The sequence below is a fragment of the Mycobacterium sp. pW045 genome (genome assembly GCF_041287085.1).
In the GTDB taxonomy this organism is placed as follows: Bacteria; Actinomycetota; Actinomycetes; order Mycobacteriales; family Mycobacteriaceae; genus Mycobacterium; species Mycobacterium algericum_A.
On sequence record NZ_JBGGKU010000005.1, the window covers coordinates 158460 to 181503 of the forward strand.

The window sequence follows — 23044 nt, forward strand, 5'->3', positions numbered from 1 at the left end:
GCCATGCGGTTCCCATCCATAAGTGCCGCATACGTTCCGGAGGGATTTGAACCTGAGCGAGGAAGCGAGGAGCGATGAAACCCACAATGGCGGGTGCTGCCCTGTTGGCGGCGAGCCTGGGGCTGGCACTGAGCGGCTGCGGCAGTGACGACAACTCCGGTGGCGCGGCCGGCGCCGGCGCATCGGGATCCGCCGAGTGTGCCGGCAAGAGCACGCTGACCGCCGAGGGTTCGACGGCCCAACAGAACGCGATCGCGGTGTTCAACCAGGTGTGGGGCAAGGAGTGCGCGGGCAAGAACCTGTCGTACAACCCGACCGGGTCCGGTGCCGGCCGGGAGCAGTTCATCGCCGGGCACGTCGACTTCGCCGGGTCCGATTCGCCGCTGAGCGAAGCGCAGGTCGAACAGGCCGCCGCCCGCTGCCACGGAAATCCCGCGTGGCATCTGCCGCTGGTGTTCGGCCCGATCAGCATGGCCTACCACCTCGACGGGGTGGAGCACCTGGTGCTCAACGCGGACGTGCTGGCCCGCATCTTCAGCGGATCGATCACCAGCTGGGACGACCCCGCGCTGGTCGCCCTGAACCCGGGCCAGGAGCTGCCCGCGATCGCCATCACGCCGATCTACCGGTCGGACTCCTCGGGGACCACCGACAACTTCCAGAAGTACCTCAGCGCCGCCGCGCCGCAGGCCTGGACCAGGGGCGACGGCAGCGAGTTCCAGGGCGGCGTCGGTGAGGGCGCGCAGAAATCGGCCGGCGTGGTGCAGGCCGTGCAGAGCACGCCCGGCGCCATCGGTTACGTCGAGAAGGGCTTCGCCGACCAGGCGAACCTGCGGTCGGCGATGATCGACTCGGGTGCCGGCGTGGTCGCCGCCACCGACGAGGCGGCCGGCGCGGCGATACAGTCCGCCGGGTTCGTGACCGAGGACAGCAATGACATGCGACTGGACCTGCGGTCGCTCTACGGGACCAAGCAGGCCGCTGCCTACCCACTAGTGTTGGTGACCTATGAGATCGTCTGCTCCAAGGGCTACGACGCGGATACGGCGGCGGGCGTGAAGTCCTTTCTGAAGGCGGCGTCGACCACCGGTCAGGAAGGGCTGGCGGACGCTGGCTATGTCCGGTTGCCCGACCAGCTCAAGCGGCGGCTGAGTAGCGCTATCGACGCGATTCAGTAGCGGCACCGCGCAACCGAAGGGGTGTCTAGCATCGCCGAGTCGTCGAGGTTCAGCGTGGCGGAGTCACCGGTGGCGAACAAGTCGCCGCTGACTCCGTCGACGAGGCGCTCCGTCACGAGTTCCCTGACCGACCGGCTGTTCCGGTGGGTGGCTGAGGGTTCCGGCGTGTTGATCATCGTCTTGATCACCGCCGTCGGCGGCTTCCTGCTGCTGCGTGCCGTCCCGGCGTTGCAACGCAACAAGGAGAACTTCTTCACCTACGGCGGCAACTGGGTCACCACCGACACCTCCGCCATGCATTTCGGCGTCGCCGAGCTGCTGCAGGTGACGGTGTTCGTCTCGGTGTTCGCCCTGCTGCTGGCCATGCCGGTGGCGCTCGGTGTCGCGATTTACCTCGCCGAGTACGCCCCCCGGCGGCTCGTCGGACCGCTCGCCTACATGGTCGAGTTGTTGGCGGCCGTCCCGTCGATCATCTACGGCGCGTGGGGGCTGTACGTGCTGGCGCCGCAGTTGCGGGGCACGGCGCAGTGGCTCAACGACAATCTCGGTGGGTTCTTCCTGTTCGCCACCGGCAACGCCTCCGTCGCCGGCGGCGGTACGGTCTTCACTGGCGGGATCGTGCTGGCGGTGATGATCCTGCCGATCATCACCGCGGTCACCCGGGAGGTGCTGGCTCAGACCCCCCGGGGCCAGGTCGAGGCCGCGCTGGCGCTGGGTGCGACTCGCTGGGAAGTGGTCAAGGTGGTGATGTTGCCGTTCGGGCGGTCCGGTTACATCAGTGCCGCGATGCTGGGGCTGGGCCGTGCGCTGGGTGAGACCGTCGCGTTGTTGATCATCCTGCGGGCCACCCAGACGACGTTCAACTGGTCGCTGTTCGACGGCGGCTACACCTTTGCCACCAAGATCGCCGCCACCGCATCGGAGTTCAACGACCAGTACAAGGCCGGTGCCTACATCGCGGCCGGACTGGTGCTGTTCGTGTTGACCCTGGTTGTCAACGCGTTGGCACGTGCGGCCATCACGAAGAAGGTGCACTGATGACCGCGCTGCTGGATCGACCCGTCAAGGAGCGCACCTTCGCGGCGGTGAGCCTGCGTCGCCGGGTGGCCAACGCCATCGCGACGCTGTTGGTCACCCTCGCGATGGGGGTCGCGCTGGTGCCGCTGATCTGGGTGATGTACTCGGTTTTCGAACGCGGGTTCGGAGCGGTCAGTTCCAGTGTCTGGTGGACGAATTCGCAGGCCGGGATGACGGCGTTCGCGGCCGGGGGCGGCGCCTACCACGCGATCGTGGGAACGCTGTTGCAGGGACTGGTGTGCGCGGCGTTGTCGATCCCACTGGGCATCTTCGTGGCGATCTATCTCGTCGAGTACGGTGCCGACACCCGGCTCGGCAAGCTTGCGACGTTCATGGTCGACATCTTGACCGGGGTCCCGTCGATCGTGGCGGCGCTGTTCATCTACGCGCTGTGGGTGGCGACGCTGGGCTTCCAGCGCTCCGGTTTCGCGGTGTCGCTGTCGTTGGTGCTGCTGATGGTGCCGGTGATCGTCCGGGCCACCGAAGAGATGCTCCGGATCATCCCGATGGATCTGCGAGAGGCCAGTTACGCGCTGGGCGCGCCGAAATGGAAGACCATCGTCAGCATCGTGATCCCGACCGCGCTGTCGGGCATCATCACCGGGATCCTGCTGGCGCTGGCCCGGGTGATGGGCGAGACGGCGCCGCTGCTGATCCTGGTCGGCTATTCGCAGGCGATCAACTTCGACATGTTCCACGGCTTCATGGGGTCGCTGCCGGGCATGATGTACGACCAGACGTCGGCGGGCGCGGGCACCAGCGCGGTTCCCACCGACCGTCTCTGGGGTGCCGCGCTGACGCTGATTGTGCTGATAGCGATACTGAACATCGCGGCCAGGTTCGGAGCGCGGGTGTTCGCGCCCAAGAAGTTCTAGTCTGACGGCAATCCAGCCCGAAGCGGTGGGAGAAGAATAATTAGGAGTGCTGCACGGTGGCCAAAAGGTTGGACCTGACCGATCTCAACATCTATTACGGGGCCTTCCATGCCGTTGCCGACGTGACGCTGTCGGTCGCCCCGCGCAGCGTGACCGCGTTCATCGGACCGTCCGGATGCGGTAAGTCGACGGTGTTGCGCACCTTGAACCGGATGCACGAGGTCATCTCTGGCGCCCGGGTCGACGGGTCGGTGCTGCTCGACGGTGAGGACATCTACGGCCCGTCGATCGATCCGGTCGGGGTGCGCAAGGCCATCGGCATGGTCTTCCAGCGTCCGAATCCGTTCCCCACCATGTCGATCCGTGACAACGTGGTGGCCGGGCTGAAGTTGCAGGGTGTTCGCAACCGCAAACTGCTCGACGAGACCGCGGAGCATTCGCTGCGCGGCGCCAACCTGTGGAATGAGGTGAAGGACCGACTGGACAGGCCCGGGGGCGGGCTGTCGGGCGGGCAGCAGCAGCGATTGTGCATTGCCCGGGCCATCGCGGTGCAACCCGATGTGCTGTTGATGGACGAGCCCTGCTCAGCGCTGGACCCGATCTCGACGATGGCCATCGAAGAGTTGATCGCTCAACTCAAGCAGGACTACACCATCGTCATCGTCACCCACAACATGCAGCAGGCTGCCCGGGTAAGTGACCAGACCGCGTTTTTCAACCTCGAGGCAGTGGGCAAACCGGGCCGGCTGATCGAGATCGACGGCACCGAGAAGGTTTTCTCCAATCCCAGCTGCAAGGAGACCGAGGACTATATCTCGGGCCGGTTCGGCTGACCCCGCACCCGCACGGCTGGCACCGCAGGGCGAACGGTTGCCTATGTAGCCGGTATTTTCGACACCGGGATCGACTACGGTGTAGTAACCAGCGCCGTCGGGAGGAATGCGTGTGAAGTCCAATCGATTCCGCATCGCGTTGAGCCTGATGGTGACAACTCTGCTGCTGGTCGCGGGCTGTGGCGGCTCGACGAAGTCGGACTCCGCCTCGGATATATCGGTGCAGTGTGGTGGAAAGAAGAAGCTGCTCGCCAGCGGTTCGACCGCCCAGGCCCATGCCATCGAGCAGTTCGTCTATGCCTACATCCGGGCCTGTCCGGACTACACGTTGGACTATCGCGCCAACGGCTCCGGCACGGGGGTGGCACAGTTCGCCAGTGGCCACACCGAGCTGGCCGGGTCCGACTCCCCGCTGGACCCGTCGACGGGCGAGCCGCAACGGGTAGCGGCCCGCTGTGGTTCGCCGGCATGGCATCTGCCCACAGTGTTCGGTCCGATCGCGGTCACCTACAACGTCAGTGGTGTCGGTGATCTGGCCGTGGACGGGCCGACGCTGGCGAAGATCTTCAACGGCACCATCACCAGCTGGGACGATCCCGCGCTGCGGGCTCTCAACAAGGACGTCCGGCTACCGGCCGAGCCGATCCATGTGTTGTTCCGCGGTGACTCGTCAGGGACCACCGACAATTTTCAGAAGTATCTCGACGCTGCCTCCGACGGCGCTTGGGGCAGGGGCGCCGGTAAAACTTTTAACGGTGGTGTCGGCGTCGGGGCGACCGGTAACGACGGGACTTCAGCGCTACTGCGCAGCACCGAGGGCTCGATTACCTATAACGAATGGTCTTTTGCAGTGGGGCGGCAGTTGAAAATGGCCCGGGTCATCACTTCGGCGGGCCCGGAACCGGTGACGATCTCGACCGACTCGGTGGAGAAAACCATTGCCGGTGCCAAGTTCATCGGCGAGGGCAACGATTTGGTGGTCGACACGTCATCGTTCTACAAGCCGACTGACGCCGGAGCCTACCCGATCGTGCTGGTGACCTACGAGATCGTGTGCTCGAAGTACCCCAACGCCTCGAACGGGCAGGCGGTGAAGGCGTTTATGAGCGCGGCGATCGGCGCCGGCCAGGAGGATTTGGATCAGTACGGCTACATTCCGCTACCGGATTCGTTCCGGGCGAAATTGCGCACGGCGATCGACGCGATCCAATAGCCGACCGTCTCCGGTTGCGTCGGCGGCCCCGCGGTTGGTGTTGCCGGTACGAATTCGTGGTTCATCTGAATTTCGTTCTGACCAGGAATGTAGCCCTACCTTAAGATTCGCCTGTAACCTCTGGTTAACCTGCCCTTCATCTGGGAGGTCGCTGCAGTCGTGCTGCAGAGCGGGTCACGCCGGCGCTATCGGCATGACCGGGTCGGAGGGAGTGTCGTGGACAGTCGTGAGGCGGGTTCGCTGGTAGGGACGCGATTCGGGCCGTACCTGCTGCTGCGGCTGCTGGGTCGTGGCGGGATGGGCGAGGTCTATGAAGCCGAAGACGTCCGCAAGCATCGGTCGGTGGCACTGAAGCTGATCTCGCCGCCGCTGTCGTGTGACCCGATGTTTCGGGCCCGCATGCAACGGGAGGCGGACGCGGCGGGCCAGCTCAGGGAACCGCACGTGGTGCCCATCCACGACTACGGCGAGATCGACGGCCAGATGTTCGTTGCCATGCAGTTGGTCGACGGCGACGACCTGGCCGCGGTGCTGCGGCGGTCCGGCCCGATGAACCCGGCACGAGCGGTGGCCATCATCGACCAGGTGGCCGCCGCACTCGACGCTGCCCACGGCAACGGCGTGACGCACCGCGACGTCAAGCCGGAGAACATCCTGATCACCCACCGCGATTTCGCTTATCTGGTCGACTTCGGTATCGCACGCGCCGCGACCGATCCCGGCTTGACCCAGACCGGTACCGCGGTGGGTACCTACAAGTACATGGCCCCGGAACGGTTCGGCGCCGATGAGGTCACCTACCGGTCAGACATCTATTCACTGGCCTGTGTGCTCAGTGAGTGCCTGACCGGTGTGCCGCCGTTCCGGGTCGACAGCGTCGAGCGGCTGATCACCGCGCACCTGATGGAGCCCCCGCCGCGGCCCAGTCAGCTGCGGCCGGGCGTCGTGCCGATAGCCCTGGATCAGGTGGTCGCCCGGGGCATGGCGAAGAACCCGTGGGACCGCTACAGCAGCGCCGGCGATCTGGCCCACGCGGCTCACGACGCGCTGACGGTGGCAGAGCAGCATCGGGCCGCCATGATCGTGCGGCGGGGTGAGGAAGCCGACCGCCCGGTCAGCGTTGCCGGGATCGCGGTCGGTGGCAAGACCGAGCGGCCCAACGGGCACCCCGGCCAACCCGGGCAACCGGGCGGCTTCGACGCGACCATGGCCCGGCCGGCGGCCGCCGAGTCGTGGCGGGAGCGGCCGGCGCCCCCGCAGCGGTCGACGCCCGAACGGTTCGAGAGCCGGTCGTTCGCCGCGGCACCGCGCGTACACCGGCGCAAGTGGCTGCTGCCGGCCGCCGTGGCGGCGGTGGTGCTTGCCATCGCGGGCGTGGCCGGCGGATATGCGCTCAGCCGTGAGTCGGGTTCGGCGACCGGCGTCTCGGCGGACGGGCAGAGCGTGGTGCCGCTGGAGGGGCTGAGCTTTCGGCTGTCCCCTGGCGGCCTGGCGCTCGACGGTGACGACAACCTCTACATCACCAACCAGAGCATGTACGGCCGGGTGCTGAAGCTGGCGCCGGGATCGAGCAATCCAGAAGTGTTGCCGTTCACCGGTCTCTACGAGCCGCAGGGCGTGGCCGTGGCCGCCGACGGCTCGGTCTATGTCAGCGACTTCAACAACCGGGTGGTGAAGTTGGCCCCGGACACCGGCGAACAGACCGAACTGCCGTTCACCGGACTCAACTACCCCGAGGGGGTGACGGTGGACGCTCAGGGCAGCGTCTACGTCGCCGACCGGGGCAATAACCGGGTGGTCAAGTTGCCGGCCGACGCCGGCGCGCAGGTCGTGCTGCCGTTCACCGGACTTCATAATCCCGACGACGTGGCCGTCGACAGCAACGGCAACGTCTACGTCACCGACACCGACAACGACCGGGTGGTGCGGCTGAGCGCCGGGTCCAATACCCAGACGGACCTTCCGTTCACGGGGCTGTCCTCACCGTGGGGCGTCTCGGTGGACCGCGCCGACAACGTCTACGTCACCAACCACGAGAACCACAAGGTCATGAAGCTGGATCTCGTGACCAACAACCAGACCAAGTTGCCGTTCGCCGGCCTCAACACGCCCTTGCAGGTGGTGGTCGACGCCGACGGTGCGTTGTACGTGGCTGACCGCGGTAACAACCGGGTGGTCAAGCTGGCGGCCGGCTCATAGCGGTCCGGCCGGCGGCACGGTCATCGCTGCCGGACCGAGGTGAGCCGGGTTGCCACCGCGGCCATCACCGCGCTGAGCGCCACCACGATGATCAATGTCAGTGCCGCCCCCCACACCCGGGTCTGGCCGGCGGCCTCCGGGTTGGCGAGTTCGCTGTAGATCAGCAGCGGTAGTGAGGCCATGTTGTCGTGCAGGATGTCGTAGTTGATCGAGCGGCTGTAACCGACCAGGACCAGTACCGGGGCAGTCTCACCGATGATTCGGGCCAGCGCCAGAAATGTTCCGGACAGGATCCCGGACATTGCGGTCGGAAGCACGATTCGGATGATCGTCTTCCACTTCGGAACCCCCAACGCATAACTGGCCTCCCGCAACTCGTCGGGGACCAGCCGAAGCATCTCCTCGGCGGACCGCACCACGATCGGCAGCATCAGCAGCACCAGTGCCAGCGAAACCGCCAGCGCGCTCTGCTCGAAGCCAAGGGTGGCGATCCACAGACTGAAGATGAACAGCGACGCGACGATCGACGGCACCCCCGCGAGCACGTCGACCATGAACGTGGTCAACCGGGCCCACCAACCGGACCCGTACTCGACCAGGTATATCGCGGTCATCAGACCGAGCGGCACCGCCAGTACGGCGGCGACCCCAGCCTGCACCAGCGTGCCGTACAACGCGTGATACACCCCGCCGGCCAACTCATCGGGCAGTACGCCGCGCAGCGAGTGCGTCCACCAGGATGCGTGGACGACTGCCTGCCAGCCGCGCGCGATCACCACCCACAGCAGCCAGATCAGCGGCACCGTCGCGATGCCGAACGAGATCACGAATATCAGCGCGGCGAAGCGGTCCGTGATCCGGCGCCTGATGCTGATGGGGCTGCGCACCCGGGACTTGACCGGTGCTGTCAGCGCGGGGGCGCTCATCCGTTGACCTTTCCGCCGGCCACCGCACGCGCGGCGGCGTTGACGACGAACGTCAGGACGAACAGGGCGAAACCAGCGGCGATGTAGGCGCCGGTCGGCAGCGGGGCACTGAACTCCGAGGCGGCGGACGCGATCTTGGACGCAAACGTGTACCCGCCGTCGAACAGCGACCAGTTACCCGGACGCGGGGCCGCTCGCAAGATGATCAGCATGGCGATCGTCTCGCCCAGGGCACGGCCCAGCCCCAGCATCGAGGCGGCGATGACGCCGCTGCGGCCGTAGGGCAGCACCACGATCCGCACCACCTCCCAGCGGGTGGCGCCCAGCGCCTGAGCCGCCTCGATGTGCGAGGTCGGAGTCTGCCGAAAGACCTCCCGGGACACCGAGGTGATGATCGGCAGGATCATCACGGCCAGCACGATCCCGGCGGTGAAGATGGTTCCGCCGCCGGCCAGTGACACGTTGCCCTTGGCGAACAGAAACAGCCAGCCCAGGTGGTGATTGAGAAACTTCGCCACCGGATAGAGCATCGGCGCCAGCACGAAGATCCCCCACAGTCCGAAGATGATGGACGGGACCGCAGCCAACAGGTCGATGACGATGCCGCACGGCCGCGACAGCTGCCGTGGCGCATAGCGGGTGAGGAAGATCGCGATGCTGATCGAGATCGGCACCGCCACTACCAACGCGAGCAGCGAGGTCAATACCGTCACCACCAGCAGGTCCCGGATTCCGAACGCCAGACCGTCGGCGCCGCCGGTGCTGAAGGTGGCGGTGGTGAAGAAATTCGCGGTGTTGGCTTGCAGGGACGGTACGGCCCGGATCAGCAGGAAGACGGCGATCAGCGCGATCGCGACGACGACCGTCGAACCGGCCGACAGTGCCAGCGCCCGGAATATCCGTTCCCCGCCGGACCCGTGCTTGCGGGGCAGTGTTACGGGCACCGACGATTGCGGGGTGTTATCGGCCATGGCGCCAACACCCTCGAAACCGCGGTGACCGGTGGGGCAGGATCACTCGATGGCGTCGACTGCGGTCGACAGGCGCGGCTTGAACGCATCCGGGATCGGCACGTAGCCGTACTCATCCAGACCGAACTGCCCGGAAGTGATGGTCGATTTCAGGAACATCCGCACGGCGGTGCCCACCTCGGCATCGGGGTACTTCGAGCAGACCACTTCGTAGGTGGCGAGCACGATCGGGTAGGAGCCGGCGTTGCTGGGCTTGTAGAACGACGCGGTGTCGAGCACCAGATCGTTGCCCTCGCCCTTGATGGTGGCTCCGGCGATCGTCTTGCCGACCGATTCGGTGCTGATCGCGACGGGATCCGGACCGGCCGACGTGATGATCTGCGCGGTGCGCAGATTCTTGGCCTGGGCGAACGACCACTCGTTGTAGGTGATGGCGCCCTCGGTGGTGCTGATCGCGGCCGCGGTGCCGTCATTGCCCTTGGCGCCCTCGCCGACGCCGCCGTTGAACGACTTCCCGGTGCCCTTGCCCCACGCGCCATCGGAGGCGCCCTCCAGATACTGCTGGAAGTTGTCGGTGGTGCCGGACTCGTCGCTGCGGAACACCACATGGATGGGCGCGGCGGGCAGTGCGGCGTCCGGGTTGAGGTCTTTCACCGCAGGGTCGTCCCAGCTGGTGACGGCGCCGTTGAAGATCTTGGCGACGGTCGGGCCGTCGAGAATCAGATTGTCGACACCGGCGATGTTGTAGGTGATCGCGATCGGGCCGAACACGGCGGGCAGGTTCCAGGCCGGGGAGCCACAGCGCTGCTGCGCCTGGGCGTACTCGTCGGCGCTGAGCGGCACGTCGGTGCCGGCGAAATCGGTCTGGCCGCCGACGAATTCGCGGATGCCGGCACCGGACCCGTTGGCCGTGTAGTTCACCGTCTGATCGGGGCACTCCGCGATGAACGTCTTGACGAATCTGGCCATGGCGTTCTGCTGGGCCGTCGATCCGCTCGCTTTCAGCGTCTCGGTGCCGCCGCAGTCGCTGCCGGCCGACGAACCTCCGGAGGAATCGGTGCCGTGAGAGTTGTGGTCGCTGCCGCAGCCGGACAAGGCCAGCGTGCCGGCGGCCAGGATTCCCAGTGCCGCACCGTAACCGTTCCGTGTCATCTCGGGGCCTTTCGGGTCGAATCAGGGTTGAGCAACACACCCGCTGTATCACCGGATCGGCCCGGCCGCGAAACCACGCGGAGCAAGCACGGCACGGGCTGCCAGCAGACTAACAGCCTGCTGTGAAAAAAAAGGATGATATTCCTCTTGGAAATGGGCCCGAAAAACGGACCCGCCGCACGAGGCGACGACGCGTTAGCCGACGTCGCGCGCGGGGCGCGCGATAGTCGTCCTAATCGGGTGGGGGCAGGGTGTTCTCGTCGGGGAACTTGCCGGTCGCCTGGAAGATCACCCGGCGCGCCACTTCCACAGCGTGGTCGGCGAATCGTTCGTAGAACCGGCCGAGCAGGGTCACGTCGACTGCCGCGGCGACGCCGTGCCGCCACTCTTTGTCCATCAGTACTGAGAACAGATGCCGGTGCAGATCATCCATCGCATCGTCTTCTTCGCGGATCCGGGCGGCCTTCTCCGGGTCCCGCGACAGCAGCACCTCTTGCGCGCTGTTTCCCAAATCGACTGCCACCCTGCCCATTTCGGCAAAGTATCCGTTCACCTCTTCGGGCAGGGCGTGTTGCGGGTGCCGGCGGCGAGCGATCTTGGCGACGTGCAGTGCCAGCGCGCCCATCCGGTCGATGTCGGCGACCATCTGGATGGAGCTGACGATGGCTCGCAGGTCCCCGGCGACCGGTGCCTGCAACGCCAGCAGCACGAAGGCGCTCTCCTCGGCGCGCGCGCTCATCGCGGCGATCTTCTCGTGGTCGGTGATCACCTGCTCAGCCACCACCAGGTCGGCCTGCAGCAGGGCCTGCGTGGCACGTTCCATGGCGATTCCGGCCAGGCCGCACATCTTGCCGAGCTGTTCGGCCAAGTCCGAGAGTTGCTCGTGATAGGCGGTTCGCATGCCCTCAAGACTAACCCGGACGGGGCTCGAGGCGGCTGCGCGCCGCCGCCGCGTTTACTCGCAGGTGGTGTCGGCGGCGTTGGTGACCGTCAGGTCGTCGGGCAGCTGGGTGGGTTCGACGCTGGCGCCGCGGTTGAGTTGCACGTTGATCTGCGAGCCGGCGACCGCCGGCCTGCTGACGGCGCGGAAATCCGCACCCAGCACCACTCGCACGATGCTGCCCAGCCCGGCGACCCGTTCGATCGGCGCACCGGTCAGCGCTGAGGCCACGGTGGCGGCGGCCTGTTCATTGCCCGGGGAGAACAGCACTTTGGTGGTCTTGACGGTTGCCGGGTAGTCATCGGCGCTGTCGACGTCGAAGCCCCAGTGCTGCAGGCCCTCAGAGGTGGCGGCGGCCAGGCCGGACTGGTCGGTGGCGTTGGACACCCGCACGGTGACCTCGCCGGGGGAGGTGGTGACCGCCCGGACCTGCTCGCTGTACGGCTTGGCGGTCGGGCTGGCCGGTGTCGCGGCGGCCTGGGTGGATTGCGGAGTCGGGCTGGTCGCGGTGGTCGGGACCGACGTGGCGTTGTGATCGTTCTCGCCGGGCAGCGGGTCGTCGTTGATGATGGCGTCGAACAGCGCTCGCATGTCGTCCATCCGAGGGACCTCGTCGCCGTTCTCGTCGGTCTCACTGGTCGGCACGGTGACGAAGGTGATGTGCCCGGCGGACACCTTCTGCAGCGACTGCCCCAGGTTCACCAGGTCCTTGGTCTTGATGTTGTCCACGTAGCTGTCGCCGATAAACATGTTGACCACGTTGTTGAGCTTGGTCGGGGAGAAGAAGGTATTGGTGGAGATCAGCGAGCGCAGCAGTGACGACAAGAAGAGCTGCTGGCGTTTGATCCGGCCGTAGTCGCCGTTGTCCTCGGTGGTGACGTTGCGGGCGCGCACGTAGCTCAGTGCTGTTGCGCCGTTGACCCGCTGGCGCCCGCTGTTCTCCAGCACGCTGCCCAGCTCGAGGTCGTAGAGCGGGCTGGTGGTGCACACCTCCACGCCGCCCAGGGCGTCGACCATCTTGCCGAAGCCGACGAAGTCGACGGCCATGAAGCGGTTGACCGCCAGCCCGGAGAGCTTCTGGATCTCCTTGACCAGACACTTGGGACCGCCGAAGGCGTACGTGGAGTTCAGCTTCGTCTCGGTGTAGACGGTGTCGTCGCTGTAGGTGCCGGTGTTCGGGTCGTAGATCGGGCCGTAGGCGCCGGTCTCGGGATTCCAGACCTCGCATTGAATCGGCGTGATCGCCAGGTCGCGCGGGAAGGACACCACCACCACGCGTTTCCGGTTCGCCGGGATGTTGACCAGCATGATCGTGTCGGACCGGGCACCCTCGGCGTCCTCGGTGCTGCCGGCGCCGATACTGCTGTTGGCCCCGGCCCGGGTGTCGGCGCCGACGATCAGGAAGTTCTCGTCGCCGTACTGCCCGGCCGCGTCGAGGATGTCGTGCGAGTTGGGGTCCAGCGCGCTGACGTGGTTGAGGCTGCGGTTCTTCGAGGCGCTCCACTGCCAGGCCGAACCGGTCAGCACCAGGGCCAGAACCGCCATCATGGCCGCTACCGCCCGCCCGGCCAGCAGCGCCCCGCGACCGGTCTTTCGCGGCCGCGGCTCGTCGGATTCAAGGTCGTCGTGCCCCGGCGGGTCGATTCGCGCCGGCGGTAGCTCGCGGGCCGCGCCCGGCGGTTCAGCGAGGCTCGACGCAGGAGAGGCGAAGCTGGGACCGCCGCTTGGACCCGGCGGTTCAGCGAGGCTCGACGCAGGAGAGGCGAAGCTGGGACCGCCGAGTGAACCCGGTAGTTCGGTGGTGGGCTCGGAGTCGGCCCAGTCGTCGGACCACGCGGTTTCACCGGGCTCGTCGTAGTCCGTGCCGTGAATCCGGTCGAGGTCGGGCAACTCCGAGGGGTAGGCCACCTCGGCGATGTCGGCGGTGGAATTCGGCGCGTCCGTCGCGGCGAAGGCCGCCCAGAGCTCAGGGTCCGGGTCGGGCTTGGTCTCCCCGGGTTCGGCGGCTTCTCCGCCAGTCGCGGGATCGGCAGCCGCCGCTGGCTCGTCGGCGACGGTGACGGCACGGCGCTGGCTGCGGCCACCGGACGGCGGAACGCCGCCGTTGACCCGCGCGATCAGGTCCGCGACGGTCACCGAACCGTCACCACGGTGGCGGCGGCGTGCCGCGGCCGGCCGGGGCGGGGCCGGCGCGGGGTCGTCGGCCGGGGTCTGCCAGCGTTCCCACGGCGCGGGTCCGGGCGGCGTCATCGTCATCAGCTGATGGTCACCGTCGTCCCGGCCCTCTCCAGGCCAGCGTCCAGGAGTGGCGTTATCGCCGTCACTCATGTCCTCACGGGCCTCCGAGTCTTCGGGACTGACGGGCGTCGATCACACGTCAGCCTGGCACGGGTGATCGCCGTCGATTCTCCGTGCCTGTTTTCTGCCCCCGCAGGGGACAACCCCCCCGGGGCAATAAGTTACTTATTCTACTGAGAAGTTTCCAGACACGCGATGTCGAGAACGTCTCATTTCAGCCACCCGAGTGCATAATGTCTGCTCCGCTCGGCACGGTGCAGTCGTCCGGGTCGGCGAGCCACCCCTCGGGCAGGGTGACCTGGGCCGGTGACCCTTGCCGTCCGCGCGGCCCGGTCGCCGCAGTTGGGAAGGGTATCGACCCATCGAGCTGGCTGAGCAGCGCGTCGAGGCTGGCCAGCGTAGTGACCATGGCCAGCGTGCGCCGTAGCTCCGAGCCCGCCGGAAAGCCGTGCAGGTACCAGGCCACGTGCTTGCGGATCTCCCGCATGCCCTTGTCCTCGCCGAAGTGCGACGCCAGCAGTTCACCGTGGCGCCGGATGATGTCGGCGACCTCGCCCAGCGTGGGCGGGGTCGGGATGGGTCGACCGGCGAATGCCGCCGACAGCTCACCGAACAGCCACGGGCGCCCCAGGCAGCCCCGCCCGATGACCACGCCGTCGCAGCCGGTCGCCGCCATCATGGCCAGGGCGTCGCCCGCCTCGAAGATGTCGCCGTTGCCGAGCACCGGGATCGAGCGCACCTGCGCCTTGAGTGCGGCGATCTGCTCCCAGTCGGCCTTGCCGGAGTAGCGCTGCGCTGCTGTCCGGGCGTGCAGGGCCACCGCCGCGGCGCCCTCGGCCTCGGCGATTCGCCCGGCGTCGAGGTGGGTGTGGGTGGCTTCGTCGATCCCGATCCGGAATTTCACGGTGACCGGGATGTCGGTCCCGGCCGTGCCGCGGACTGCCGCTGCGACGATGTTGCCGAACAGCCGGCGCTTGTAGGGCAGCGCCGACCCGCCGCCGTGCCGGGTCACTTTGGGCACCGGGCAGCCGAAATTCATGTCGATGTGGTCGGCCAGGCCCTCGTCGGCGATCATCTTCGCCGCGGCGTAGGTGGTGTCCGGGTCCACCGTGTAGAGCTGCAACGAGCGCGGCGACTCGGCGGCGGAGAACGTCGTCATGTGCAGGGTGGCCGGATGGCGTTCGACGAGCGCGCGGGCGGTCACCATTTCGCACACGTACAGCCCGCTGACCGTTCCGGCCCGGGACTGTTCCAGTTCGCGGCAGAGCGTGCGGAAGGCGACATTGGTCACGCCGGCCATCGGGGCCAGCACCACCGGGCTGGCGAGCGTGAGCGAACCGATCCGCAGCCCGCGCCGCTGCGCGGTCAGCACGTTACCGCCGGTGCCGCCGGTTACGGCGCCGATGAGGCGAATTCCTTCTTGGCGGCGCGCTTCTCGGCCATCTTGGCCTCCCGCTCGAGCCGGCGCTGCTTGGCCACCTCGAACTTCTCGCACGTCTGTTCCAGCTCGGCGACGATCTTGCCGATCTCGTCCTGGTAGCGGGCCGCTTCGCCGGTGAAGTCCCGTTCGAGGATGCGCCACTTCTTCAGCACCGGCATCACCACGTCGTCCAGGTGGATGCGTGGGTCGTAGACACCGCCGACGGCGATGATCACCGCCTTGCGGCGGAACTCCGGGACCACGTATCCGGGCATCTGGAAGTTGGCCAGCACCCGGTGCAGCGAGTACATCGCCTGCTCTGGCGCGATGTCGAAACCGGCCGCGCTGATGTCGCGGTAGAAGATCATGTGCAGGTTCTCGTCGGCTGAGATCCGGGCGAGCAGCTGGTCGGCAACGGGGTCGTTACAGGCCCGGCCGGTGTTGCGGTGCGAGATCCGGGTGGCCAGCTCCTGGAAGGTCACATAGACGACCGAGTCGAACAAGCTCTTGGCGAACAGGTCGCCGGAGACCTGCTGGTTCTGGCCCGGGCTGAAGCCGCGGTTGACGGTCTCCATCCGCAGCGTCTCCAGCTCGATCGGGTCGCAGTTGCGGGTCACGACGAGGTAGTCCCGCAGCGCGATGCCGTGCCGGTTCTCCTCGGCGGTCCACCGGTTCACCCAGGTGCCCCACGGGGCGTCCATGGTGAAGTTCATCGCGATCTCGCGGTGGTAGGAGGGCAGGTTGTCCTCGGTCAGCAGGTTCTGCACCATGGCTGTCCGGGCGACTTCGGACAGTTTCGACTGCTCGATATCCCAGTCCTGCCCGCCGAGGGCGTAGTAGTTCTTGCCCTCCGACCAGGGCACGTAGTCGTGGGGATTCCAGTCCTTGGTCATGGAGAAGTGCCGGTTGACCGCGTTCTCGACGACCGGCTCGAGTTCGTGCAGCAACTCCAGGTCAGTCCATTCGCGCGCCATAACAGCTCCCTGAGTATCTGTGTCGATCAGTTGCAGGCAATATATCTGTGTACGTCAGTGACATCAAGCTCGTTTGGGTGTGTTGCCGTCGCCGTCTTCGGGCCGGCCGGTATTGAGCAGCATGTCGACGCAGAAATCGATGAACTGGCTGCGAGTGGCGGCGAGCCGCCCGTCCAGGTAGGCGGTGAACAGGGCGGTCAACGCGCCGATCAGCCCGGTCGCGACCATGTGCTGCAGCGCCGGATCGCCGATCCGGGTGAGTTTGCGCTGCAGCATCCCGATGAAGTTGGGCATCCATTGCGCCCCGGAGTGGGTCAGTACCGGCTCCGTTGCCGGCGCGAGCAGTAGCACCCGGCCGAGCACGGGATCGTCGACCATCAACGTGACAAAGGCTTCCACGGCCGCTCGCGGCGTCTGGGCCGACAGCAGCGTTGTCATCGCGCGCGTACATACGTCGTCGTAGACCGCGCGGACGAATTCGTCGCGGTCGGTGAAGCTCTCGTAGAAGTAGCGTTCGGTCAGCGCGGCGGCCCGGCAGAGCGACCGGATGGTCAGCGTGGGCCCGTTCTCGTCGCCGAGCAGTCCGACGCCGGCCTCGATGAATTCGTCGCGGCGCAGGGCCGGGCGCTCCGCCAGCGGGACCCCGGACCAGCGGCCCCGGCGTTGACCGGACGGCACTTCAATCTCTCCTCGGGTCTGACAACGGTGGTAGTCGAAATAGCCTGCGGTTGCCGAGTTCCATCATGACGCACCGCGGGTACGGGCCGGCTTCGTCCGGCGGTGATTCGTCCCGGTTCGGCGCCGGTCGACGGGTGTGCCGGTCCGGCCGCGCGGGCCGACGCCGCGGCCGGATGCGTCCACGCACGTCGCCGCAGGCGCTCGAGGCTCGGCCCGTTAGTCCAGACAATAAAACCGCCTGGCCGCTTGTCTCTGCCCTTGACTGCGCCCATCGTGCTGCGGAATAGTGTTCTTCAGAACGAAGAATCACGTATGTTGTCCGGACAAATCTGCATACCCGGTGTCTGACGTCGCCGCCGGAGGGTGCGGATCTGCTGCTTGTGCCAGGAGAAGGCGGGTCATGGCGGATCACTCCAGCCTGCTGAGTCACTCGAGCTTGCTGGGCCTTGATGGCCGCGTCGTCATCGTGTCGGGAGCAGGTGGCGGCGGCATCGGGACGACGGTCACCGCGATGGCCGCGCAGGCCGGCGCCACGGTGATCGCGGTGAGCCGCTCGGCGGAGAACCTCGACGAGCACATCGCGCCGCTGGTCGCTGCCGGCCTGCCGGTGGTATCGGTGGCCGCCGACGCCGGTACCGACGAGGGCGTGACCGCGGTGCTCGACGCGGCGCGCAACGCCGACGGGCAGCTCTACGGGCTGGTCAACGTCGCCGGCGGGGCGGCGCCGTCGACCTGGATGGCCTCGACCCGGGTGGCCCGCTCCGATTGGCGGGAGATCTTCGCGCACAACCTCGAAACGGCGTTCTTCATGAGCCGTGCGGTCGCCGCCGAGCTGCTGGCGCAGCGGCGGCCGGGCTCGATCGTCTCGATCTCTTCGATCAGCGGGATGAACACCGCGCCGTTCCACATCGCCTACGGCACCGCCAAAGCCGGCGTCGTGGCGATGACGCGCACCATGGCCCTTGAGTTGGCGGCCGCCGGCATCCGGGTCAATGCGGTGGCGCCGGGGGTGACCGAGACCGCGGCATCGGGAACCTACGTCGACGAGGACCCCGATCGCGACCGAGGCGCGATCGCGTTGGGACGGCGCGGCCGACCCGAGGAGCAGGCCGGGCCGATCCTGTTCCTGCTGTCGGACCTGTCCAGTTACATCACCGGGCAGACCCTGCTGGTCGACGGTGGACTCAACCTCAAGTGGAGTCACCTCGGCGCGGACAACACCTCGCTGTTCCTCAAAGACGAAACCTTCCGCGCAGCGATGAGGAGGATGTCATGACCGATCCGGTGCACAACGCCGATTCGGCCGAAGAACTGTCGCAACCCATGACGATCGGCGTCGAGGCCTACACCTCGGAGAGCTACGCCCGTGCCGAACGCGACAAGTTGTGGCGCAAGGTGTGGCAGCAGGCCGGCCGGGTCGAGGATCTGCCGGAGGTGGGCAGCTACCTCACCTACGACATCCTCGACGACTCGATCATCGTGGTGCGCACCGGCTCGACCTCAGGCTCGGACTCTTTTCGGGCCCACCACAACGTCTGCCAGCATCGCGGCCGCCGGCTGGTCGACACCCCGGCCGGGGAGAAGAACGCCTGCGCGCGCACCCGCAAGTCATTCGTCTGCGGCTTCCACGGCTGGAGCTACGGCCTGGACGGGGCATGCACCCACATCCGCGAGCAGGACGACTGGCAGGGCACCCTGACGCCGGAGAACACCCACCTACGCCCGGTGCGCGTCGACACCTGGGGCGGCTGGGTCTGGATCAATATGGATCCGGACTGCGAGTCCCTGGCGGACTACCTGTTCCCCGCCGCCAAGATCCTGGAACCGTTCGGCCTGGAGAACATGCGTTACAAGTGGCGCAAGTGGCTGGAATTCGACTGCAACTGGAAGGTCGCGATGGAGGCCTTCAACGAGACCTACCACGTCTACACGACCCACCCGGAGTTCAACAGGTTCGGCGAGTTCAAGGGCTGGGCCAAGGTGCAGGGCCGCCACAGCAACATCGGCTACGACGCTCCGGAGGATCTGGAGACCACCAAGTCCAAGATCCGGCTGGGCACCGGTGCCGACCCCCGGGTGTCGACCGCGGAGATGCAGATCTACACCATGGAGGAGACCAACGCCACCACCACGGCGACGCTGGTCAACGCCGCCAAGCGACTGGTCGACGAGCTTCCCGAGGGCACGCCGGCCGAAAAGGTCCTCGAACACTGGCTGGCCTCGGCACGCCGCGACGACGAAGCCCGCGGCGTCATCTGGCCGACGATCCCGGCCGACGTGCTCGGGCAGGCCGGCACCGCCTGGCAGATCTTCCCGAACTTCCAGATCGGCCAGGGTCTCACCAGCGCACTGTGTTACAGCGCCCGGCCGCATCCCAGTTACAACCCGGACAAGTGCATCTTCGAGGTCTCGGTCTTCGAGCTGTTCCCCAAGGGCGAGGAGCCGCAGACCCGCTGGGAGTACACCCCGGTGGGGGACCCGCGGTGGCGCTCGGTGCTGCCGCAGGACTTCTCCAACATGGCCGCCGTGCAACAGGGGATGAAATCCCTTGGCTATCAGGGCGCCAGGCCCAACCCCTACCGGGAGCGCGCCATCGTCAACCTGCACCACCAGCTGGCGAAATACATGGCCGCCGGCGCGCCCGAGCAGATCCCGACAGGAAATGACCGATGACGGAGTGCCCGCCGACCCAGACCCCGGACGACTTCGACATCGAAGCGCTCCGTGAGAAGTACGCCGCCGAACGGGCTAAACGCATTCGCTCCGACGGATCGAGTCAGTACCTCGAACTCAAAGACGATTTCGTGGAGTTCGCCGAGGTGGATCCGCACACCGCGGTGACGCCACGTGAACCCATCGACGCCGACATCGAAGTCGTGGTCCTCGGCGGTGGCATCGCCGGACTGCTGGCCGGCGCCTACCTGAAGAAGGCCGGCGTGCGCGATGTGCGGGTCATCGAGATGGCCGGCGACTTCGGCGGCGTCTGGTACTGGAACCGCTTCCCCGGAATCCAGTGCGACAACGACGCCTACTGCTATATCCCGATGCTCGAAGAGCTCGACTTCATGCCGTCCAAGAAGTTCGCCGACGGCGCCGAGATATTCCAGCATTGCCAGAACATCGGCAAGCACTTCGGCCTCTATGACGGCGCGATCTTCTCGACCCAGGTACGCACCGTCCGCTGGGACGAGGAACTCCGGCGCTGGCGGCTGACGACGAACCGGGGCGATGACCTGCGGCCGCGGTTCGTGGTGATGGCCCAGGGCTCCTACAACCGGCCCAAGCTGCCCGGCATCGCGGGCATCAAGGACTTCATGAACGCCGGCGGCCACGTCTTCCACTCGGCCCGCTGGGATTACGACTACACCGGCGGTGACTCAGGCGGTGGCTTGGACAAGCTGGCCGACAAGCGCGTGGCGCTGGTCGGCACCGGCGCGACCGGTGTGCAGCTGGTCCCGCACCTGGGCCGAGACGCCAAGCATCTCTATGTTTTCCAGCGCACCCCGTCGTCGGTGGATTTCCGCGGCAACGAGCCCACCGACCCGCAGTGGGCGGCGTCGCTGCAGCCGGGTTGGCAGGCCGAACGCAAGCGCAACTTTCACCGCTGGTCGCCGTTCGAGGGCGTGGTCTTCGACGCCCCCGATATGGTGTGCGACTTCTGGACCGAACTGGGTCGCAACCTGACCGCCCGCATCGGCGCCAGTCCCGACCCGACGGCGCTGGGCGTCGAGGAGATCATGGCGATGCGGGAGGAGGAGGACTACAAGATCATGGAGCGGCTGCGCCGCCGGATCGCCGACATCGTCGAGGATCCGCAGACCGCCGAGGCGCTCAAGCCGTACTACCGGTTCATGTGCAAGCGACCGACCTCCAGCGACACCTACCTGCCCGCGTTCAATCGGCCCAACGTCACGCTGGTCGACGTGGCCGAGTCCAAGGGCGTCGAAAAGCTCACGGAGAAGGGCATTGTCGCGGGCGGAGTCGAGTACGAGGTCGACTGCGTCATCTTCGCCAGTGGTTTCGAGATCTCCACGGAGATCAGCCGTCGATACGCGATGGACGTCATCGAGGGCCGCGACGGCGTGTCGTTGTTCGACCACTGGCGCGACGGGTTCCGGACCCTGCACGGGATGACCAGCCGCGGCTTCCCCAACCAGTTCCACACCGGTTTCATCCAGGGCGGCGTGTCTGCCAACACCACCGCGATGTTCGAGCAGCAGGCCGAGCACATCGCCTACATCATCGCCGAGGCTTTCAACCGGGGAGCGACGGTCGTCGAGCCCAGTCAGGAAGGCCAGGACGCCTGGGTGAACACCATCCGGGAGTTGGCGTTCGACAATTCGGCGTTCGACTTGTCCTGCACGCCCGGCTATTACAACAACGAGGGCCGGGGGTTCGGCGACGCCAGCCGCTCTTTCCTGGGAGAGGTTTACTCACCGGGCTTCTACGCCTTCGATGATCTGTTGAAGCAGTGGCGCGAGGCGGGCGACCTGAAAGGTATGGAACTGCAGTGACATTGCAGACGACGAGCACGTTGCCGACACGCGACCTCACCGAGCGCATCGCAACCGAGGTCCACGCCGACAAGGCGGCGCTGCTGAGCGGCGACCATGCCGGGGCGATCCGCGAACTGCTCGAGCGGCGCGGCGTGCTGGTGTTCCCGCAGATCGGGTTCACCGACGCCGAACAGATCGCCTTCACCGAGACGCTGGGCACGCTGGCGCCCGAACGGGACGGCGAGGCCGTCTACGACGTCACCTTGGACACCAACGTCAACAAGCAGGCCGACTACCTCAAAGGCTCCTTCTACTGGCACCTGGACGGCACCATGAACCAGGTGCCGATCCTCGCATCGCTGCTGTCGAGCAGGGTGCTGCCGGCCGACGGCGGCGGTGACACCGAGTTCTGCAACACCTACGCCGCCTACGACGACCTCTCCGAGGACGACAAGGACCAGATCGCGTCGCTGCGCGCCATGCACTCCGCCTGGAACTCGCTGCTGTACTACGACCCCGAGCCCGACTTCGCGACACTTCGGCAGATGATGGCGATCGGAGAGCGGGAACTGCCCGTGGTCTGGACGCACCGCAGCGGGCGCAAATCGCTGATCCTGGGCTGCACCGCCAGCAACATCGTCGGCATGGACTACGCGCAGAGCACCAAAACCCTGGTGCGGCTACGTGATTGGGCTACCCAACCACAGTTCGTTTACCGGCACCGGTGGTCGGTCGGCGATCTGGTCATGTGGGACAACACCGGCACGATGCACCGGGCGCTGCCGTACGACCCGAACTCCGGCCGGATGCTGCGACGGACCAAGCTGGCCGGTGAGGAACCCTTCGCTTGAGCACAGGGCAGCCGCTGAACTTCCATGGCCGGGTCGCCGTGGTGACCGGCGCCGGGCGGGGGCTGGGTCGCGCTTACGCGCAGCTGCTGGCCGAGCGGGGCGGGCGGGTCGTGGTCAACGACACCGGTGCCGACCTCAGCGGTGACGGCGTGCGCGAGGACCCCGCCGAGGCGGTGGCCGCCGAGATCCGCGACGCCGGCGGCGACGCGATCGCCTGCACCGCGTCGGTCGCGACACCGCAGGGCGGCCGGGACATCATCGCCGCGGCGCTGCAGCATTACGGCCGGCTCGACGCCGTGATCCACAACGCCGGAAACGTCCGACGCGGCTCGTTGCGGGACATGAGCTCGGAAGATTTCGACGCCGTCCTCGACGTTCACCTGCGGGGGGCCTTCCACGTGGTGCGGCCGGCCTTTCCGGTGATGTGCGATGCAGGCTACGGTCGCATCGTGTTGACCTCGTCGATCGGCGGCCTCTACGGCAACTTCGGTGTGGCCAACTATGCGGCCGCCAAGGCCGGCGTGATCGGGCTGAGCAATGTCGCGGCGCTGGAGGGCGCGCCGGCCGGTGTCCGCTGCAACGTCGTGGTGCCGGCGGCGGTGACGCGGATGGCCGAGGGCATCGACACGTCCGGCTACCCGCCGATGGAGCCCGAACTGGTCGCGCCGGTGGTCGGTTGGCTTGCGCACGAATCCTGCTCGGTCACCGGCGAAGTGCTGATCGCGCTGGCGGGCCGGGTCGCCCGGGCGGTGGTGGCCGAAAGCCCGGGCGTCTACCAGCCGTCGTGGACCCTCGAGGAGGTGGACCGACGGATCGAGGAGATCCGGGATGTCACGGCGCCGGTGGTCTTCCCGGTGGTGCCGGACGGCCACGCCGACCACATCCGATACAGCTTCGGCCTGGCCCACCCGGTCCAGGTGCCCGACGAGACCCAGGGAACCCGGTAGTTCAAAGGAGTGTAGT

Annotated in this window: 19 protein-coding genes; 11 read left to right on the forward strand and 8 right to left on the reverse strand. The window is 66.9% G+C overall.

Annotated features, from left to right (window positions below; all coding sequences use genetic code 11):
• Nucleotides 1-74 precede the first annotated feature (74 nt).
• From pstS (ACAG20_RS10005) to ACAG20_RS10030, 6 genes are all read left to right on the forward strand, one after another.
• Nucleotides 75-1178: a phosphate ABC transporter substrate-binding protein PstS gene (gene pstS / locus ACAG20_RS10005; protein WP_370492420.1), complete on the forward strand. Its 1104-nt coding sequence runs from the start codon at nucleotides 75-77 to the stop codon at nucleotides 1176-1178.
• A gap of 69 nt (nucleotides 1179-1247) precedes the next feature.
• The gene (gene pstC / locus ACAG20_RS10010) at nucleotides 1248-2216 is read left to right on the forward strand and encodes a phosphate ABC transporter permease subunit PstC (RefSeq protein WP_370492421.1); all 969 of its coding nucleotides are present in this window, start codon (nucleotides 1248-1250) and stop codon (nucleotides 2214-2216) included.
• Nucleotides 2216-3130 (forward strand): phosphate ABC transporter permease PstA, encoded by a 915-nt coding sequence (pstA, locus tag ACAG20_RS10015; protein WP_370492422.1) that lies wholly within the window; start codon nucleotides 2216-2218, stop codon nucleotides 3128-3130. The genes pstC (ACAG20_RS10010) and pstA (ACAG20_RS10015) overlap by 1 nt, the downstream gene beginning before the upstream one ends.
• Before the next feature lie 56 nt (nucleotides 3131-3186).
• A complete protein-coding gene (gene pstB / locus ACAG20_RS10020; RefSeq protein ID WP_041318753.1) occupies nucleotides 3187-3963 on the forward strand; it encodes a phosphate ABC transporter ATP-binding protein PstB in 777 nt (258 codons plus the stop codon).
• A 112-nt stretch (nucleotides 3964-4075) separates the two neighbouring features.
• Nucleotides 4076-5176 carry a phosphate ABC transporter substrate-binding protein PstS gene (gene pstS / locus ACAG20_RS10025; RefSeq protein WP_370492423.1) on the forward strand — a complete coding sequence of 367 codons (1101 nt, stop codon included), beginning with the start codon at nucleotides 4076-4078 and terminating at the stop codon, nucleotides 5174-5176.
• 216 nt (nucleotides 5177-5392) lie between these two features.
• Entirely contained in the window at nucleotides 5393-7375 is a 1983-nt protein-coding gene (locus ACAG20_RS10030) for a serine/threonine-protein kinase PknD (protein ID WP_370492424.1), read from the forward strand.
• Between the two features lie 20 nt (nucleotides 7376-7395).
• On the opposite strand, the gene pstA (ACAG20_RS10035) is transcribed toward ACAG20_RS10030, so the two are convergent.
• The 8 genes from pstA (ACAG20_RS10035) to ACAG20_RS10070 form a co-directional block, all read right to left on the reverse strand.
• Nucleotides 7396-8301 carry a phosphate ABC transporter permease PstA gene (gene pstA / locus ACAG20_RS10035; protein WP_370492425.1) on the reverse strand — a complete coding sequence of 302 codons (906 nt, stop codon included), beginning with the start codon at nucleotides 8299-8301 and terminating at the stop codon, nucleotides 7396-7398.
• On the reverse strand, nucleotides 8298-9272 hold the full coding sequence (gene pstC / locus ACAG20_RS10040) for a phosphate ABC transporter permease subunit PstC (RefSeq protein ID WP_370492427.1): 975 nt from the start codon (nucleotides 9270-9272) through the stop codon (nucleotides 8298-8300). Before pstC (ACAG20_RS10040) ends, pstA (ACAG20_RS10035) begins: the two co-directional genes overlap by 4 nt.
• 42 nt (nucleotides 9273-9314) lie before the next feature.
• Nucleotides 9315-10424 carry a phosphate ABC transporter substrate-binding protein PstS gene (gene pstS / locus ACAG20_RS10045; protein ID WP_370492428.1) on the reverse strand — a complete coding sequence of 370 codons (1110 nt, stop codon included), beginning with the start codon at nucleotides 10422-10424 and terminating at the stop codon, nucleotides 9315-9317.
• Between the two features lie 232 nt (nucleotides 10425-10656).
• Nucleotides 10657-11325, reverse strand: a complete 669-nt coding sequence (phoU, locus tag ACAG20_RS10050) for a phosphate signaling complex protein PhoU (RefSeq protein ID WP_370492429.1) — start codon at nucleotides 11323-11325, stop codon at nucleotides 10657-10659.
• A 54-nt stretch (nucleotides 11326-11379) separates the two neighbouring features.
• Nucleotides 11380-13692 (reverse strand): LCP family protein, encoded by a 2313-nt coding sequence (locus ACAG20_RS10055; RefSeq protein WP_370492430.1) that lies wholly within the window; start codon nucleotides 13690-13692, stop codon nucleotides 11380-11382.
• 184 nt (nucleotides 13693-13876) lie between these two features.
• Nucleotides 13877-15010, reverse strand: coding sequence for a tRNA dihydrouridine synthase DusB (dusB, locus tag ACAG20_RS10060; protein WP_370492520.1), 1134 nt, complete (start codon nucleotides 15008-15010; stop codon nucleotides 13877-13879).
• Nucleotides 15011-15054: 44 nt separating this feature from the next.
• Nucleotides 15055-16056, reverse strand: a complete 1002-nt coding sequence (locus ACAG20_RS10065) for an acyl-ACP desaturase (protein ID WP_013830451.1) — start codon at nucleotides 16054-16056, stop codon at nucleotides 15055-15057.
• A 63-nt stretch (nucleotides 16057-16119) separates the two neighbouring features.
• Nucleotides 16120-16734 (reverse strand): TetR/AcrR family transcriptional regulator, encoded by a 615-nt coding sequence (locus tag ACAG20_RS10070; protein WP_083037575.1) that lies wholly within the window; start codon nucleotides 16732-16734, stop codon nucleotides 16120-16122.
• Between the two features lie 400 nt (nucleotides 16735-17134).
• Here ACAG20_RS10070 and ACAG20_RS10075 point away from each other — a divergent pair, with 400 nt between their 5' ends.
• The 5 genes from ACAG20_RS10075 to ACAG20_RS10095 are packed head-to-tail and all read left to right on the forward strand — an operon-like array spanning nucleotide 17135 to nucleotide 23028.
• Nucleotides 17135-18010: an SDR family NAD(P)-dependent oxidoreductase gene (locus tag ACAG20_RS10075; RefSeq protein ID WP_083037576.1), complete on the forward strand. Its 876-nt coding sequence runs from the start codon at nucleotides 17135-17137 to the stop codon at nucleotides 18008-18010.
• Nucleotides 18007-19407 carry an SRPBCC family protein gene (locus ACAG20_RS10080; RefSeq protein WP_013830448.1) on the forward strand — a complete coding sequence of 467 codons (1401 nt, stop codon included), beginning with the start codon at nucleotides 18007-18009 and terminating at the stop codon, nucleotides 19405-19407. Before ACAG20_RS10075 ends, ACAG20_RS10080 begins: the two co-directional genes overlap by 4 nt.
• Nucleotides 19404-21248, forward strand: coding sequence for an NAD(P)/FAD-dependent oxidoreductase (locus ACAG20_RS10085; protein WP_013830447.1), 1845 nt, complete (start codon nucleotides 19404-19406; stop codon nucleotides 21246-21248). Before ACAG20_RS10080 ends, ACAG20_RS10085 begins: the two co-directional genes overlap by 4 nt.
• Nucleotides 21245-22081 carry a TauD/TfdA family dioxygenase gene (locus tag ACAG20_RS10090; RefSeq protein ID WP_013830446.1) on the forward strand — a complete coding sequence of 279 codons (837 nt, stop codon included), beginning with the start codon at nucleotides 21245-21247 and terminating at the stop codon, nucleotides 22079-22081. Before ACAG20_RS10085 ends, ACAG20_RS10090 begins: the two co-directional genes overlap by 4 nt.
• Nucleotides 22078-23028: an SDR family NAD(P)-dependent oxidoreductase gene (locus tag ACAG20_RS10095; protein ID WP_013830445.1), complete on the forward strand. Its 951-nt coding sequence runs from the start codon at nucleotides 22078-22080 to the stop codon at nucleotides 23026-23028. The genes ACAG20_RS10090 and ACAG20_RS10095 overlap by 4 nt, the downstream gene beginning before the upstream one ends.
• Nucleotides 23029-23044 lie beyond the last annotated feature (16 nt).

Bases quoted from the DNA above. Each gene is read 5' to 3' on its own strand.
- pstS (WP_370492420.1), top strand. From the start codon at position 75: ATGAAACCCACAATGGCGGGTGCTGCCCTGTTGGCGGCGAGCCTGGGG.
- pstA (WP_370492422.1), top strand. From the start codon at position 2,216: ATGACCGCGCTGCTGGATCGACCCGTCAAGGAGCGCACCTTCGCGGCG.
- pstA (WP_370492425.1), bottom strand. From the start codon at position 8,301: ATGAGCGCCCCCGCGCTGACAGCACCGGTCAAGTCCCGGGTGCGCAGC.
- pstC (WP_370492427.1), bottom strand. From the start codon at position 9,272: ATGGCCGATAACACCCCGCAATCGTCGGTGCCCGTAACACTGCCCCGC.
- pstS (WP_370492428.1), bottom strand. From the start codon at position 10,424: ATGACACGGAACGGTTACGGTGCGGCACTGGGAATCCTGGCCGCCGGC.
- phoU (WP_370492429.1), bottom strand. From the start codon at position 11,325: ATGCGAACCGCCTATCACGAGCAACTCTCGGACTTGGCCGAACAGCTC.
- ACAG20_RS10055 (WP_370492430.1), bottom strand. From the start codon at position 13,692: ATGAGTGACGGCGATAACGCCACTCCTGGACGCTGGCCTGGAGAGGGC.
- ACAG20_RS10065 (WP_013830451.1), bottom strand. From the start codon at position 16,056: ATGGCGCGCGAATGGACTGACCTGGAGTTGCTGCACGAACTCGAGCCG.
- ACAG20_RS10075 (WP_083037576.1), top strand. From the start codon at position 17,135: ATGGCGGATCACTCCAGCCTGCTGAGTCACTCGAGCTTGCTGGGCCTT.
- ACAG20_RS10080 (WP_013830448.1), top strand. From the start codon at position 18,007: ATGACCGATCCGGTGCACAACGCCGATTCGGCCGAAGAACTGTCGCAA.
- ACAG20_RS10085 (WP_013830447.1), top strand. From the start codon at position 19,404: ATGACGGAGTGCCCGCCGACCCAGACCCCGGACGACTTCGACATCGAA.